The organism is Pantoea sp. SGAir0183 (assembly GCF_043545505.1).
Genome location: NZ_CP028053.1, coordinates 1,116,533 through 1,131,469 on the forward strand (window position 1 = coordinate 1,116,533; position 14,937 = coordinate 1,131,469).

The window sequence follows — 14,937 nt, forward strand, 5'->3', positions numbered from 1 at the left end:
TGCGCGGCCTTAACAGTGTAATATGCGTCGTCATTAATGAGGCTGACAGGATTGTGGGTTAAGAGCGATCTTCCTGAATGTGTCTGTGCTCAGGTTTCTAACTGATTCTCTACGTGAAGATATCTCTATAAATGAAGCACATAAGAAATTTCTCCATCATCGCCCACATTGACCACGGTAAATCCACGCTCTCTGACCGCTTGATTCAGATCTGTGGCGGATTAACTGACCGCGAGATGGCCGCGCAGGTTCTGGACTCAATGGACCTTGAGCGTGAACGTGGTATTACCATCAAAGCACAGAGCGTGACGCTCGATTACAAAGCCCAAGACGGCGAAACTTACCAGCTCAATTTTATCGACACGCCGGGACACGTTGACTTCTCATACGAAGTTTCCCGCTCACTGGCCGCCTGTGAGGGTGCGCTGCTGGTGGTGGATGCCGGACAGGGCGTTGAAGCGCAAACCCTGGCTAACTGCTACACCGCGATTGAGATGGATCTGGAAGTCGTGCCGGTGCTGAATAAAATCGATTTGCCTGCCGCCGATCCTGAACGTGCTGCACAGGAAATCGAAGATATTGTCGGTATTGATGCCACCGATGCCGTGCGTTGCTCGGCGAAAACCGGTGTCGGCGTACCTGAAGTGCTGGAGCGCCTGGTGCGCGATATTCCGCCGCCAGAAGGCGATCCGGAAGGGCCGCTGCAGGCACTGATTATCGACTCCTGGTTCGATAACTACCTGGGTGTTGTCTCGCTGGTTCGTGTGAAAAACGGCACCATGCGTAAAGGCGATAAAATCAAGGTACTGAGTACCGGCCAGGTTTATAACGCCGATCGACTGGGCATTTTCACGCCGAAGCAGGTTGACCGCACTGAACTGAACTGTGGCGAAGTCGGCTGGCTGGTCTGCGCCATTAAAGACATTCTGGGCGCGCCGGTGGGCGATACCCTGACAACAGCACGTAACCCGGCGGACAAAGCGCTGCCTGGCTTTAAAAAAGTGAAGCCACAGGTTTACGCCGGTCTGTTCCCGATTAGTTCTGATGACTACGAAGCGTTTCGTGATGCGCTGGGCAAGCTGAGCCTGAACGATGCTTCTCTGTTCTACGAGCCAGAGAGTTCAACCGCGCTGGGCTTTGGCTTCCGTTGCGGCTTCCTGGGTCTGCTGCACATGGAGATCATTCAGGAACGTCTGGAACGTGAGTACGATCTCGATCTGATCACGACCGCACCGACGGTGGTGTACGAAGTGGAAACCACGGGCGGCGAAGTCATTTATGTGGACAGCCCCTCGAAGCTGCCACCGCTCAATAACATTGAGGAGTTGCGTGAACCGATTGCGGAGTGTCACATGTTGCTGCCGCAGGAATACCTCGGCAACGTCATTACGCTGTGCATCGAGAAACGTGGCGTTCAGACAAATATGGTTTACCACGGCAATCAGGTTGCGCTGACCTATGAGATTCCAATGGCTGAAGTGGTGCTCGACTTCTTTGACCGTTTGAAATCAACATCGCGCGGCTATGCTTCACTGGACTACAATTTTAAACGTTTTCAGGCCTCTGACATGGTGCGCGTCGACGTGCTGATTAACTCAGAACGTGTTGATGCGCTGGCGCTGATTACCCACCGTGATAACGCACCTTATCGTGGACGTGAGCTGGTTGAGAAAATGAAAGACCTCATCCCACGTCAACAATTTGATATTGCGATTCAGGCGGCAATCGGCAACCACATTATCGCTCGCTCAACCGTTAAACAGCTGCGTAAGAACGTCCTTGCCAAGTGTTACGGCGGTGACGTCAGTCGTAAGAAAAAGCTGTTGCAGAAGCAGAAAGAGGGTAAGAAGCGAATGAAGCAGGTCGGTAACGTTGAACTGCCGCAGGAAGCATTCCTCGCCATTCTGCATGTCGGAAAAGACAGCAAATAAGGATCTTAAATGGCTAATATGTTCGCGCTAGTCCTGGCGATAGCGACATTGATTACTGGTATTCTCTGGGTGATCGATCGTATCAAGTGGGCACCACAGCGCCGGGCGCTGCAGGCGGCGGCACAGGCGCAGTCAGGCGGCACGCTCGATAAAAAAACGCTGGCAAAAATGGCGCCTAAGCCGGGCTGGATTGAAACCGCTGCCTCCGTATTTCCGGTGCTGGCCGTGGTATTCTTTGTGCGCTCATTTGTGTATGAGCCTTTCCAGATCCCGTCAGGATCGATGATGCCCACGCTGCTGATTGGTGACTTTATTCTGGTCGAGAAGTTTGCTTACGGCATTAAAGATCCGATTACGCAAACCACGCTGATCCCCACCGGGCATCCTAAGCGTGGCGATATTGCGGTCTTTAAATACCCAAAAGATCCCAGCCTGGACTACATCAAGCGCGTGATTGGCCTACCGGGCGATCGTGTAACCTATGATCCCTACAGTAAAACGCTGACTATTAATCCGGCCTGCGATAATGGCAAGCCTTGCAGCAAAGCGTTGCCCGTCACCTACAGCAACATTGAGCCAAGCAAGTTTGTTCAGACGTTTAGCGGGTTTGATGGTAACGAAGCCGGTAACGGGTTCTACCAGGTGCCGCTGAATGAAACCATGCGCGGTGGATTACGTCTGGCCACGCGCAAAGAAACGCTGGGCAATGTGACGCATGACATTCTGTTGGTGACGGAAGCACAAAGCCAGGCGAGCATGTACTATCAGCAGCCCGGCCAGCCGCAGGCGAGCTGGATTGTGCCGCAGGGGCAGTATTTCATGATGGGTGATAACCGTGACAACAGCGCCGACAGTCGCTACTGGGGCTTTGTTCCCGAGCGCAATCTGGTCGGTAAAGCGGTCGCCATCTGGATGAGCTTTGAAAAACAAGAAGGCCAGTGGCCAACCGGCGTACGACTGAGTCGTATCGGCGGTATCCATTAAGCCAGCCTGAGAGTCAGGCAAAATAGGGTGGCCTCCGTCATGGGGGCCACTGCACACCAAACAGAATGTGTTGGATTCTCAGCCCTGTTTGGTATGCAGAGTGACAGACGCAAAACAGAACTGGAATCGCATGAACCCCATCCTGATTAACAAGCTTCAGCGCAAACTGGGCTACACTTTTACACATTCTGAACTTTTACAGCAGGCGTTGACGCATCGCAGCGCCAGTAGCAAGCATAACGAACGCCTGGAGTTTTTAGGCGATTCGATTCTGAGCTACGTGATTGCAAATGCGCTCTACCACCGTTTTCCGCGTGTGGATGAGGGCGACATGAGCCGCATGCGCGCGACGCTGGTGCGCGGTAATACGCTGGCAGAGATGGCGCGTGAATTCGATTTGGGTGAATGCCTGCGTCTGGGGCCCGGCGAATTAAAAAGCGGCGGCTTCCGTCGTGAATCTATTCTGGCGGACACCGTGGAAGCGCTGATTGGTGGTGTCTTCCTCGACAGTAATATTCAGACGGTCGAAAAGCTGATCCTTGACTGGTATCAGACGCGCCTGGACGAAATCAGTCCGGGTGATAAACAAAAAGATCCGAAAACGCGCCTGCAGGAATACCTGCAGGGCCGTCATCTGCCGCTGCCAAGTTACTTAGTGGTGCAGGTTCGTGGCGAAGCCCACGATCAGGAATTTACCATTCACTGTCAGGTGAGTGGCATGGCAGAACCGGTGGTGGGCGTGGGCTCCAGCCGCCGTAAAGCTGAACAAGCAGCGGCTGAACAGGCGCTGATTAAACTTGGTCTGGAATAACAGTATTATCCCGGCGCCGCAACCGGCGCTGAAAACCTCAGGACTCGAATGAGCGAAAATGTTACATACAGCGGCTTTGTCGCGATAGTTGGCCGGCCTAACGTCGGTAAATCCACCTTACTGAACCAGTTACTGGGGCAGAAGGTTTCAATTACGTCGCGTAAGCCGCAAACCACCCGTCACCGCATTATGGGCATCCATACGGAAGGCGCTTATCAGGCGATTTACGTGGATACGCCCGGCCTGCATATGGAAGAGAAGCGAGCGATCAACCGCCTGATGAACCGTGCGGCCAGCAGTTCTATCGGTGACGTTGAACTGATCATCTTTGTGGTTGAAGGCACGCGCTGGACGCCCGACGACGAGATGGTGTTAAACAAGTTGCGCGATGGCAAAGTGCCGGTTCTGCTGGCGATCAATAAAATCGACAACATCCAGGATAAAAGCGTCCTGTTACCGCATCTGCAGTTCCTCAGTGAGCAGATGAACTTTATTGATATCGTGCCGGTTTCGGCCGAAAGCGGTAAAAATGTCGACACCATCGCCGCCATCGCCCGCAAGCATCTGCCGGAATCTGACCATCACTTCCCGGAAGATTACATTACCGATCGCTCACAGCGCTTTATGGCATCCGAAATTATCCGTGAAAAGCTGATGCGTTTCCTCGGTGCGGAACTGCCTTACTCGGTCACAGTCGAAATCGAACAGTTTGTGTCTAACGCGCGTGGCGGTTATGACATCAACGGTTTGATTCTGGTCGAGCGCGAAGGGCAGAAAAAAATGGTGATTGGCAATAAAGGCGCCAAAATCAAAACCATTGGTATTGAAGCGCGTAAGGACATGGAAGAGATGTTCGATGCCAAAGTGCATCTCGAACTGTGGGTTAAAGTTAAATCCGGCTGGGCAGATGACGAACGTGCGCTGCGTAGTCTGGGTTACACAGACGATCTCTGAATAAATGGAAGGCTGGCAACGCGCCTTTGTGCTGCATAGTCGTCCTTTCAGCGAAACCAGTCTGCTGCTTGACCTGTTTAGTGAAAGTGAAGGCCGTGTTCGTGTCCTGGCAAAAGGAGCGCGATCACGGCGTTCTCAGTTAAAAGGCACGCTTCAGCCTTTTACCCCGCTGCTGGTGCGCTGGAGCGGTCGTGGTGAGGTGAAAACGCTGCGCAATGCCGAAGCGGTTTCGCTTGCTCTCCCCCTCAGTGGTATCACGCTTTACTGCGGCCTGTACGTCAACGAGCTGTTGTCTCGGGTACTGGAACAGCACATCCCCTTTTCCGACCTGTTTTTTGACTATCTGCAATGTATCCAGACGCTGGCCGCCGCCGAGGGTTCACCCGAACCTGCACTGCGTCGTTTCGAGCTGGCGCTGTTGGGGCACCTTGGCTATGGCGTGGATTTCCTGCACTGCGCAGGCAGTGGTGAACCGGTCAGTGAAGACATGACCTACAGCTACCGGGAAGAAAAGGGCTTTATCGCCAGTCTGGTGCTCAATCAGCGCAGCTTTACAGGTAAACACCTGCAGGCGCTCTCCACGCGTAAATTTCCCGATGCGGATGCCCTGCGCGCGGCGAAGCGCTTTACCCGCATGGCGCTAAAACCCTATCTGGGGGGCAAGCCGTTAAAAAGTCAGGAGCTTTTCCGTCAGTTTACACCGAAAAAAAAGCCCGATATTGCCGGCGAGCCCTGATGCGGGTCGTAGCGGAATCGCATCAGGGCGCGTTACACTCCATACAATGACCATAATGAACCGAGGATTGTCATGGCTGAGTTACTGTTAGGCGTTAACATCGACCACATTGCTACCGTCCGCAACGCGCGTGGCACCCATTACCCTGATCCGGTCCAGGCGGCCTATATCGCCGAACAGGCGGGCGCGGATGGGATCACGGTGCACCTGCGGGAAGATCGCCGCCACATTACCGACCGCGACGTGCGTATTCTGCGTGATACCATCGAAACGCGGATGAATCTCGAAATGGCGGTCACCGATGAGATGCTGAACATCGCGTGTGATATCAAACCGCACTTCTGCTGCCTGGTGCCGGAAAAGCGTGAGGAAGTGACCACCGAAGGCGGACTGGATGTCGCCGGACAACAGGAAAAACTTAATGCCGCGGTAAAAAAACTCAGTGAGGCGGGCATTTTGGTATCCCTGTTTATCGATCCCGATCACCGGCAAATCGAAGCGGCTGTCACCAGCGGCGCACCTTATATTGAAATTCATACCGGTGCCTATGCTGAAGCCCCTGAAGGCCCGGCGCGCGACGCTGAGCTGGCCCGGATCCGTCAGGCGGCCACCTTTGCGGCCAGCCGCGGATTAAAAGTTAACGCCGGTCACGGTCTGACTTATCACAACGTCCTGCCGATTGCCGCGCTACCGGAAATGCATGAGCTGAACATCGGTCATGCGATCATTGGTCGGGCGGTGATGAGCGGCCTGCCTGACGCCGTCAAAGCCATGAAACAGCTGCTGCGAGAAGCGCGTCGCTAATGGCTATTCTGGGACTGGGCAGCGATATCGTCGAAATAGAGCGGATTGCCGATGTGATTTCTCGCTCTGGCGATCGACTGGCGCGTCGCGTGCTGAGTGAGGCCGAATGGCAGCAGTATCAGCAGCATCGTCAGCCGGTGCGTTTTCTGGCTAAACGTTTCGCCGTTAAAGAAGCGGCAGCCAAAGCGTTTGGCACCGGCATTCGCGGCGGACTGGCATTCAATCAGTTTGAAGTTTACAACGATGCGCTGGGTAAACCGCTCCTGCGTTTTTTCGATCATGCTGCTGAGGTGGCGCAGCGGCTGGGTGTACAGCATGTCCATGTCACCCTGGCCGACGAGCGCCACTATGCCTGTGCTACGGTCATTATCGAAAGCTAACCGTGCAGGGCAACAAACTTATCCCACAGCGCATCGCGTGATTCGATGTGCTGGGGATCCGTCACAATGGTGTTATCAATAGGGCAAACCCGCTGGCAGGTCGGCACATCATAATGTCCCACACATTCGGTACAGCGGCTCACCTCAATCTCATAAATCATCTCACCCATCGAAATAGCCTGGTTCGGGCATTCGGGTTCACACATATCGCAGTTAATGCATCGTTCTGTAATCAGTAAAGACATCGCGGTTTCTGAGTCAGTAAAGGGAGCAGGGCGTTTCTGCGGCGAACAAGTATGCTCGCCACAGCACCCGAAATAACGCCGTTATAGCACGATGGATCGCCTTCTCCTCGTCACTCAACTAAGGGATCCGGGTCAGGCGCGCTACGCTGCGTACAATAACACAGCGTGTTCCTCGCAAACATGATGCAGATAAATGAACACTCATGTAAGCGGAACGTTACCGGGCCGTTATGAGGATATCGCGCGCCCTGAGCCCGGCGCGGCTAAATCAGCTTCTTCACCAGCGCCTCGCTGTGGCGAATATGGCTGGACGCGCGCTCAGGATCGTTCTGTACCAGCGCCATAAAGAGCAGGTCCGTTAATGCCAGCTGGGCGGTAGTCGAGGAGATCGCGGCGCTGCGCGTACTTTGTTCCTCTGCAACGGTGTACAGGCAGTGCGTGGCGCACTGCTGCAGTGTGTTAGGCGTGAAGCCGGTAAAGGCCAGCACGTCCGCGCCCACCCGCACTGCTTCCTGCGCGGCCAGGTTAATCTCACGACGTTCACCCGTGTAAGAGATCGCCAGCAGCACATCGCCGGATGACATGGCCTGTACGCTGGCCAGCAGCGCGTGCATGTCCTGCTCCGCGACGGCATTGATACCAATCTTCATCAGCTTCCAGGAAAAATCTTTTGCCACCAGGCCGGATGCGCCGATTCCGACCAGTAAAATACGGCGTGCGCGCTTAAGCAGCTGCAAGACGGCATTCAGCTTCTCTTCGCTGTTGATATCCAGGGTCGCGCGAATGGCCGACAGCTTTTCTGTCAGTAATTTTTCGCCCACAGCCTTAAGGGGATCGTCACTGAGGATCTGATTATGCACGGTGATGGCATCTTTATCGGCCAGCGATTCGCTCAGTGCCAGCTTGAGTGCCGGAAAACCTTTATATCCCAGTTTTTGCGCAAACTTAACGACGCTGGACTGACTGACGCCAGCTTCTTCTGCCAGCTTTTGTGAACTTAAATGCCGTGCCCGATCCGGTTGTGACAGTAAAAAATCCGCCAGCCGGCGTTCGTTCAGCGCCAGTGAAGGATAAAGCTGGCGAATGCGCAGCAATGAACTCATGCCCAGTCCTCATGATGTAGCGGTGCGTCCGCAAGGAATAAATGATTCTAAAAGCATTGTAGCCACTGGAATAAAAAATGACAGTCATCGCCTCGCTGCGCGAAGATGACTACAATAGAGGCTGTTGATGCATATTCGTTAAAAAGGAGAGCTGTTTGACCAACGAGAGACAACGTCGCGTGGTGTTTTTCGACCTTGATGGCACATTGCACCAACAGGATATGTTTGGCACTTTCATGCGCTATTTGCTGCGCCGCAAGCCCCTGAATCTGCTACTGGTCGTGCCTTTGCTGCCCGTCGTCGGCGCGGGGCTGCTGTTCAAAGGGCGTGCGGCCCGCTGGCCGATGAGCCTGTTGCTCTGGTCAATCACCTTTGGCCGATCTGAAACCACCCTGTTACGACTGGAGGCCGAGTTTGCTCAGTGGTTTCGCCAGCGCGTGAAAGCGTTTCCGGTGGTGCAGAAGCGTCTCAGCGAGTACCTCAGCAGCGATGATGCGGATGTGTGGCTGATTACGGGCTCGCCGCAGTCGCTGGTGGAGCAGGTCTATTACGATTCGGCGTTTCTGCCCAGAGTAAAGTTGATTGCCAGCCAGATGCAGCGCGGCCTGGGGGGGCGCGTACTGAAATTGCGCTGTCTGGGCCACGAAAAAGTGGTGCAGTTAGAAGAACACATCGGCACACCACTGCAACTCTATAGTGGTTACAGCGACAGCAAGCAGGACAACCCGTTATTGTTCTTTTGTCAGCACCGCTGGCGCGTCACGCCGGCGGGTGAATTGCAGCAGTTAGAATAACCTGTACTGTGCTTCGGTTTTGCCGGCATGCCCGGTATAATGCGCCGCTTTTTGCTGCCGGGAGTGGTTCGTGTGACACAAGAACAAGATGAATACTGGATGCGCCGGGCGCTGACGCTGGCGCAACGCGCATGGGATGAGGGCGAGGTGCCGGTAGGCGCCGTCCTGGTTCATGGCGACCGCGTCATTGGCGAAGGCTGGAACCGGCCTATCGGTCAGCATGATCCCACCGCGCACGCAGAGATTATGGCGCTTCGTCAGGGCGGGAAAGTACTGGAAAATTACCGTCTGCTGGATACCACGCTTTATGTGACGCTGGAGCCGTGCGTCATGTGCGCCGGCGCGATGGTGCATAGCCGGATAGGTCGTCTGGTTTATGGCGCGCACGATGTGAAAACCGGCGCAGCCGGTTCGCTGATTGACGTGCTGGGTCATCCGGGGATGAACCATCAGGTAAGGTTAGATCACGGCGTGCTGGAAGACGCGTGCGCGGCGCTGCTGAGCGACTTTTTCCGCATGCGTCGTCAGCAACAAAAAGCGCTGCGACAGGCGCAGCGCGAAAGCTAATTCATTGCCACTTGTGGCGAAACGGCAGGATAGCCTTTGCCCATCTCCGCTTCCAGCGCGGCCTGCTGGGCAAGGCGCTTTTCCTGCTCCTGCAAATAGCCCACCAGGCTAATCTCATATTTACGAATATTTTCCACGTAGTTATACGCTTCCTGGCCCCGCGCGTAGCCGTAGGTCGTTTGCGCGTAATAACGCTTCTGGCTCAGCATCGGCAGGCGCAGTTTCACATCAGCCCAACTGTCCGGGTTGCCACCCTGTTTTGCCGTGAGCTTACGGGCATCCAGCATATGAGCATAACCCATGTTGTAGGCGGCCAGCGCAAACCAGATACGTTCGTCTTCCGGAATGGACTGCGGGACTTTATCCATCATATTTTGCAGATACTGGCTGCCGCCGCGAATACTTTGCTCAGGATCGGTTCGATCGCCCACTTCCACGCTGTCGGCAGTATTGCGCGTCAGCATCATCATGCCGCGCACGCCGGTCGGTGATGTCGCCTGCGGATTCCAGTGTGATTCCTGATAGGAGATAGCGGCCAGCAAACGCCAGTCGATATTACTGGCGTATTTCTCAAATAACGGTTTGATATCAGGCAGAACCGTATCAATCGCACGCAGGAAGGTGCGCGTATCCACATAATCAAAGGTGCCAACGTGCCCGAGGTATTTCTCTTCCAGCCGCGCCATTGCGCCTTCTTCGCCCATGCCATTAAAGAAATCCAGCATGGCCGCGTTCAGGCTGTCGTCGCTTTCGCGGGGCATATACCACGTCACCGGCTCTTCATCCGTGACGTCAAAGGCGACCGCCAGTTGTGGATGGATGCGCTGAAGCAGTGCGATGGTGACGGAATCGCCAATCGTATAATCCAGCTTGCCCTCGGCGACGGCCTCAAGTAGCGCTTTCGGGCTTTGATCGGTCGAGATAGCCCAGTCAAGGTCGGGATAGTGATCCGCTCTGGCGCTCTTGAGTGTAGACAGATAAGCCGATCCGGAGGCAACGACGAGCCGTCCCTTTAAATCGCCCAGGTTTTTCGGGCGAGTTTTATCCACACGATAAACCAACTGCTGGGAAACGCTGTAATAGCTGGGGCCCGTCTGATAGCGGTTCAGTCGCTCATTATTATAGATAAGGCCTGCGGCCAGCAAATCGGCTTTGCCGTCGTCAAGCGCATCAAACAGGTCGCTGATATTCGCGCGCACTGTGATTTCCAGCCTGACGCCCAGATAACGGGCGAAACGCTTCGCCAGCTCGTAATCCATCCCGGCCGGTGCTTTATTCACGGTGTAGTAAGTCAACGGTGAGTTTACGGTACTGACCCGTAGCACTCCCCGTGCTTTAATCTGTGAAATCGTATCCTGCCCGCTCCCATGCCAGGGAATGGACGGCCACAGTGCCAGTGCTAACAGCACGGTGAGCAGACCGATAAACAGATAATTTAATTTCAGGCGTTTCAAATAGTTATCTCTCGATGGCTCCAAGGCCTCTGTCTTTTAAGGCAGTATTGATTTTGTTTTAACTCCCAGAGCGAGGGGCATTTTGCGCAACAAACTGAGGCAGAGCAACTTATAAAGCAATTTTTGCGCAATTATCAGCCAAATCTTGTTGGCCATAAATTTTGCGCAAACGGTTTCGTCGCGGAGTGGCTTTCTCTATAATACGCCCCGTTTTCCCCCTGTTGCGCCCAATGAAGCGTCGCACCCGGCGTTTCAAAGACGAGAGATCTTATGATGGAAATTCTGCGTGGTTCGCCCGCCCTGTCGGCATTTCGTGTAAACAAACTGCTGGCCCGCTTTCAGGACGCTCATCTGCCGGTGAGTGATATTTACGCTGAGTACGTCCATTTTGCCGATGTCAGCGCGCCGTTGAGTGAGGATGAAAAATCCCGTCTGCAGCGCCTGCTCAAGTACGGTCCTTCTCTCGCTGAACATGCGCCACAAGGGCGTTTGCTGCTGGTCACGCCACGTCCAGGCACCATTTCGCCATGGTCTTCAAAAGCGACAGATATTGCGCATAACTGCGATCTGTCACAGGTCCGTCGACTGGAGCGCGGTCTGGCGTTTTATGTTCAGGCACCCCAGTTGACGGAAACCCAGTGGCAAACGCTGTCAGCGCTGCTGCATGACCGCATGATGGAAACGGTGTACAGCGATCTCCATCAGGCCGAACAACTTTTTGCCCACCACGAACCTCAGCCGGTCAAAAGCGTTGATGTGTTGGGTGAAGGCCGTCAGGCACTGGTTCATGCCAATACATCGCTGGGCCTGGCCCTGGCAGACGACGAAATTGACTACCTGCTGGCAGCCTTTACGAAGCTGGGCCGTAACCCTAACGACATCGAACTCTATATGTTTGCTCAGGCGAACTCCGAGCACTGTCGTCACAAGATTTTTAACGCCGACTGGATTATTGACGGCGAAAAACAGCCGAAATCGCTGTTTAAAATGATTAAGAACACCTTTGAGCAAACGCCGGATTATGTCCTGTCGGCTTATAAAGACAATGCGGCGGTGATGGAAGGCTCTAAAGTAGGACGTTTCTTTGCGGATGCCGAAAACGGGGAATATGGCTACCACCAGGAAGCGGCGCATATTCTGATGAAGGTCGAAACGCATAACCATCCTACGGCGATTTCGCCGTGGCCTGGCGCGGCAACCGGCTCCGGCGGCGAAATTCGTGACGAAGGGGCGACCGGACGGGGCGCGAAGCCGAAAGCCGGTCTGGTCGGCTTCTCGGTGTCGAACCTGCGTATTCCGGGCTTTGAGCAGCCGTGGGAAGAGGATTTTGGCAAGCCCGCGCGCATCGTCAGCGCACTGGACATTATGACTGAAGGCCCTCTGGGCGGCGCGGCGTTTAACAACGAGTTTGGCCGTCCTGCATTGAATGGCTATTTCCGTACCTATGAAGAACAGGTCAACAGCCACAACGGCACTGAACTGCGCGGTTACCACAAGCCGATTATGCTGGCGGGTGGCATCGGGAACATCCGTGCCGATCACGTCCAGAAAGGCGAGATTACTGTCGGGGCAAAGCTGATCGTACTGGGCGGCCCGGCAATGAATATCGGTCTGGGCGGCGGGGCGGCCTCATCTATGGCGTCGGGCCAGTCTGACGCTGATCTCGACTTTGCCTCCGTACAGCGTGACAACCCGGAAATGGAACGGCGTTGCCAGGAAGTGATTGACCGCTGCTGGCAGTTAGGCGACGACAACCCGATTCTGTTTATCCACGATGTCGGTGCGGGCGGGCTGTCGAACGCCATGCCTGAGCTGGTCAGCGATGGCGGTCGCGGTGGACGTTTCAACCTGCGTGATATCCTCAGCGATGAGCCAGGGATGAGCCCGCTGGAAGTCTGGTGTAATGAATCGCAAGAGCGTTACGTCATGGCGGTGGCACCCGAAAAGCTGGCTGAATTTGCGGCGATTTGCGAGCGTGAGCGCGCGCCTTTTGCGGTTATCGGTGAAGCCACAGAAGAGCAGCATCTGACGCTCAACGACAGCCACTTTGATAACAGCCCAATTGATATGCCGCTGGATGTGCTGTTGGGGAAAACCCCGAAAATGACGCGCGATGTCGTCAAACAGCAGGCGCAGGGCACACCGTTACACCGTGATGGCATCGTCTTAACGGAGGCGGTGAATCGCGTTCTGCACTTACCGACCGTGGCGGAAAAAACCTTTCTGATCACCATCGGCGATCGCAGTGTGACCGGCATGGTGGCACGGGATCAGATGGTAGGACCCTGGCAGATCCCGGTAGCCAACTGTGCGGTCACGACCGCCAGCCTCGACAGCTATCATGGTGAAGCGTTCGCTCTGGGCGAACGCGCGCCGGTGGCGCTGCTCGACTTTGCCGCCTCAGCACGACTGGCTGTTGGTGAAGCGCTGACAAACCTGGCCGCCACGCCCGTGGGGTCATTGAAGCGTGTGAAACTCTCGGCAAACTGGATGTCAGCCGCGGGTCATCCGGGCGAAGATGCGGGCCTGTATGACGCCGTGAAAGCTGTCGGTGAGGAGCTGTGTCCGGCACTGGGCATTACTATCCCGGTGGGTAAAGACTCCATGTCGATGAAAACCCGCTGGCAGGAAGGCACTGAACAACGCCAAATGACGTCGCCGCTGTCGCTGGTGATTACCGCCTTTGCTCGTGTCGAAGATGTTCGTCGCAACGTGACGCCTCAACTGATGGCGGATCAGGACAACCTGCTTCTGCTGATCGATCTGGGTAACGGTGCCAATACCCTGGGCGCAACCGCGCTGGCGCAGGTGTATCGTCAACTGGGCGACAAGCCTGCCGATGTACGTGATGCACAGCAACTGGCAGGCTTCTTTAATGCGATGCAGGCGCTGGTCAGCCAACAGAAACTATTGGCCTACCATGACCGTTCCGATGGGGGCCTGCTGGTCACGCTGGCAGAAATGGCCTTTACCGGTCACTGCGGTGTAGATGTTGATATCGCGGCGCTGGGCAGTGATGCGCTGGCGGCGCTGTTTACTGAGGAACTGGGCGCAGTCATTCAGATCAAGGCCGCCGATCGTGAAGGTGTCGAGCAGATTCTGGCTCAACATGGACTGGCGCAGTGCAGTCATGTGCTGGGCAGCGCACAGCCGGGCGATCGCTTCGTGATTCGTTCAGGCGACAGTGCTGTGTACAGCGAAAGTCGCACCACGCTGCGTACCTGGTGGGCGGAAACCACCTGGCAGATGCAGCGTCTGCGTGATAACCCGGCCTGTGCTGATCAGGAACATCAGGCAAAACAGGACGACAACGATCCGGGTCTTAACGTCAGCCTGACCTTCAGGCCGGAAGAGGACGTTGCCGCGCCGATGATTGCGACAGGTGCCCGTCCGCGCGTGGCCGTGCTGCGTGAGCAGGGTGTTAACTCTCATGTGGAAATGGCCGCAGCCTTTGACCGCGCAGGCTTTACCGCCGTGGACGTTCATATGAGCGATCTGCTGGCAGGACGCATCGATCTGGAACGTTTCCAGGCGTTAGTGGCCTGTGGTGGCTTCTCTTACGGTGACGTACTGGGAGCCGGTGAGGGCTGGGCGAAATCTATCCTGTTCAACCCGCGTGTGCGCGATCAGTTCGAAGCCTTCTTCCATCGTCCGCAAACGCTGGCGCTGGGTGTTTGCAACGGTTGCCAGATGATGTCCAACCTGCGCGAGCTGATTCCTGGCAGCGAACTGTGGCCGCGCTTCGTGCGTAATCAGTCTGAGCGCTTTGAAGCGCGCTTCAGCCTGGTTGAAGTGGCCGCCAGCCCGTCATTACTGCTGGATGGCATGGCGGGTTCGCGGATGCCTGTTGCGGTATCACACGGAGAAGGTTTTGTAGAAGTGCGCGATGGTGCTCACCTGGCGGCGCTGGAATCCAAAGGGCTGGTGGCGCTGCGCTTTGTGGACAATAGCGGTAAGGTGACGGAAACCTATCCGGCCAACCCGAACGGTTCGCCAAATGGCATCACTGCCGTGACCAACGAAAGCGGGCGCGTCACCATTATGATGCCGCATCCTGAGCGTGTTTTCCGTACGGTCAGCAACTCCTGGCATCCGGCGGAGTGGGGGGAAGACAGCCCATGGATGCGCATTTTCCGTAACGCGCGCAAACAACTGGGTTAATTGTCGTAAAAAA

At 55.4% G+C, this 14,937-nt stretch carries 13 protein-coding genes; 10 read left to right on the forward strand and 3 right to left on the reverse strand.

Annotated elements, in window-relative coordinates; all coding sequences use genetic code 11:
- Positions 1-131 precede the first annotated feature (131 nt).
- From lepA to acpS, 7 genes are all read left to right on the forward strand, one after another.
- On the forward strand, positions 132-1,931 hold the full coding sequence (lepA, locus tag C1N59_RS05395) for a translation elongation factor 4 (protein WP_039340027.1): 1,800 nt from the start codon (positions 132-134) through the stop codon (positions 1,929-1,931).
- Between the two features lie 9 nt (positions 1,932-1,940).
- Positions 1,941-2,915 (forward strand): signal peptidase I, encoded by a 975-nt coding sequence (gene lepB, locus C1N59_RS05400; RefSeq protein ID WP_054633316.1) that lies wholly within the window; start codon positions 1,941-1,943, stop codon positions 2,913-2,915.
- Positions 2,916-3,045: 130 nt separating this feature from the next.
- Positions 3,046-3,726 (forward strand): ribonuclease III, encoded by a 681-nt coding sequence (gene rnc / locus C1N59_RS05405; RefSeq protein ID WP_006120517.1) that lies wholly within the window; start codon positions 3,046-3,048, stop codon positions 3,724-3,726.
- A 48-nt stretch (positions 3,727-3,774) separates the two neighbouring features.
- Positions 3,775-4,680, forward strand: coding sequence for a GTPase Era (era, locus tag C1N59_RS05410; protein WP_033740928.1), 906 nt, complete (start codon positions 3,775-3,777; stop codon positions 4,678-4,680).
- A gap of 4 nt (positions 4,681-4,684) precedes the next feature.
- The gene (recO, locus tag C1N59_RS05415; RefSeq protein WP_394550403.1) at positions 4,685-5,416 is read left to right on the forward strand and encodes a DNA repair protein RecO; all 732 of its coding nucleotides are present in this window, start codon (positions 4,685-4,687) and stop codon (positions 5,414-5,416) included.
- A gap of 72 nt (positions 5,417-5,488) precedes the next feature.
- A complete protein-coding gene (gene pdxJ / locus C1N59_RS05420; protein WP_394550404.1) occupies positions 5,489-6,220 on the forward strand; it encodes a pyridoxine 5'-phosphate synthase in 732 nt (243 codons plus the stop codon).
- Positions 6,220-6,600, forward strand: a complete 381-nt coding sequence (acpS, locus tag C1N59_RS05425) for a holo-ACP synthase (protein ID WP_006120525.1) — start codon at positions 6,220-6,222, stop codon at positions 6,598-6,600. The genes pdxJ and acpS overlap by 1 nt, the downstream gene beginning before the upstream one ends.
- Here the strand turns inward: acpS and C1N59_RS05430 are convergent.
- Both C1N59_RS05430 and C1N59_RS05435 read right to left on the reverse strand, forming a co-directional pair.
- The gene (locus C1N59_RS05430; protein ID WP_033741000.1) at positions 6,597-6,845 is read right to left on the reverse strand and encodes a YfhL family 4Fe-4S dicluster ferredoxin; all 249 of its coding nucleotides are present in this window, start codon (positions 6,843-6,845) and stop codon (positions 6,597-6,599) included. The two genes, acpS and C1N59_RS05430, sit on opposite strands and share 4 nt — an antisense overlap.
- A gap of 263 nt (positions 6,846-7,108) precedes the next feature.
- Entirely contained in the window at positions 7,109-7,948 is an 840-nt protein-coding gene (locus tag C1N59_RS05435) for a MurR/RpiR family transcriptional regulator (RefSeq protein ID WP_006120655.1), read from the reverse strand.
- 155 nt (positions 7,949-8,103) lie between these two features.
- On the opposite strand from C1N59_RS05435, the gene yfhb reads away from it, so the two are divergent.
- Positions 8,104-8,742, forward strand: coding sequence for a phosphatidylglycerophosphatase C (gene yfhb / locus C1N59_RS05440; protein ID WP_039340020.1), 639 nt, complete (start codon positions 8,104-8,106; stop codon positions 8,740-8,742).
- Positions 8,743-8,814: 72 nt separating this feature from the next.
- A complete protein-coding gene (gene tadA, locus C1N59_RS05445) occupies positions 8,815-9,309 on the forward strand; it encodes a tRNA adenosine(34) deaminase TadA (protein WP_006120653.1) in 495 nt (164 codons plus the stop codon).
- Here tadA and mltF read toward each other — a convergent pair.
- Positions 9,306-10,763: a membrane-bound lytic murein transglycosylase MltF gene (mltF, locus tag C1N59_RS05450; protein WP_054633320.1), complete on the reverse strand. Its 1,458-nt coding sequence runs from the start codon at positions 10,761-10,763 to the stop codon at positions 9,306-9,308. The genes tadA and mltF overlap by 4 nt on opposite strands.
- A 270-nt stretch (positions 10,764-11,033) precedes the next feature.
- Here mltF and purL point away from each other — a divergent pair, with 270 nt between their 5' ends.
- Positions 11,034-14,924 (forward strand): phosphoribosylformylglycinamidine synthase, encoded by a 3,891-nt coding sequence (gene purL, locus C1N59_RS05455; RefSeq protein WP_394550405.1) that lies wholly within the window; start codon positions 11,034-11,036, stop codon positions 14,922-14,924.
- Positions 14,925-14,937: the final 13 nt, after the last annotated feature.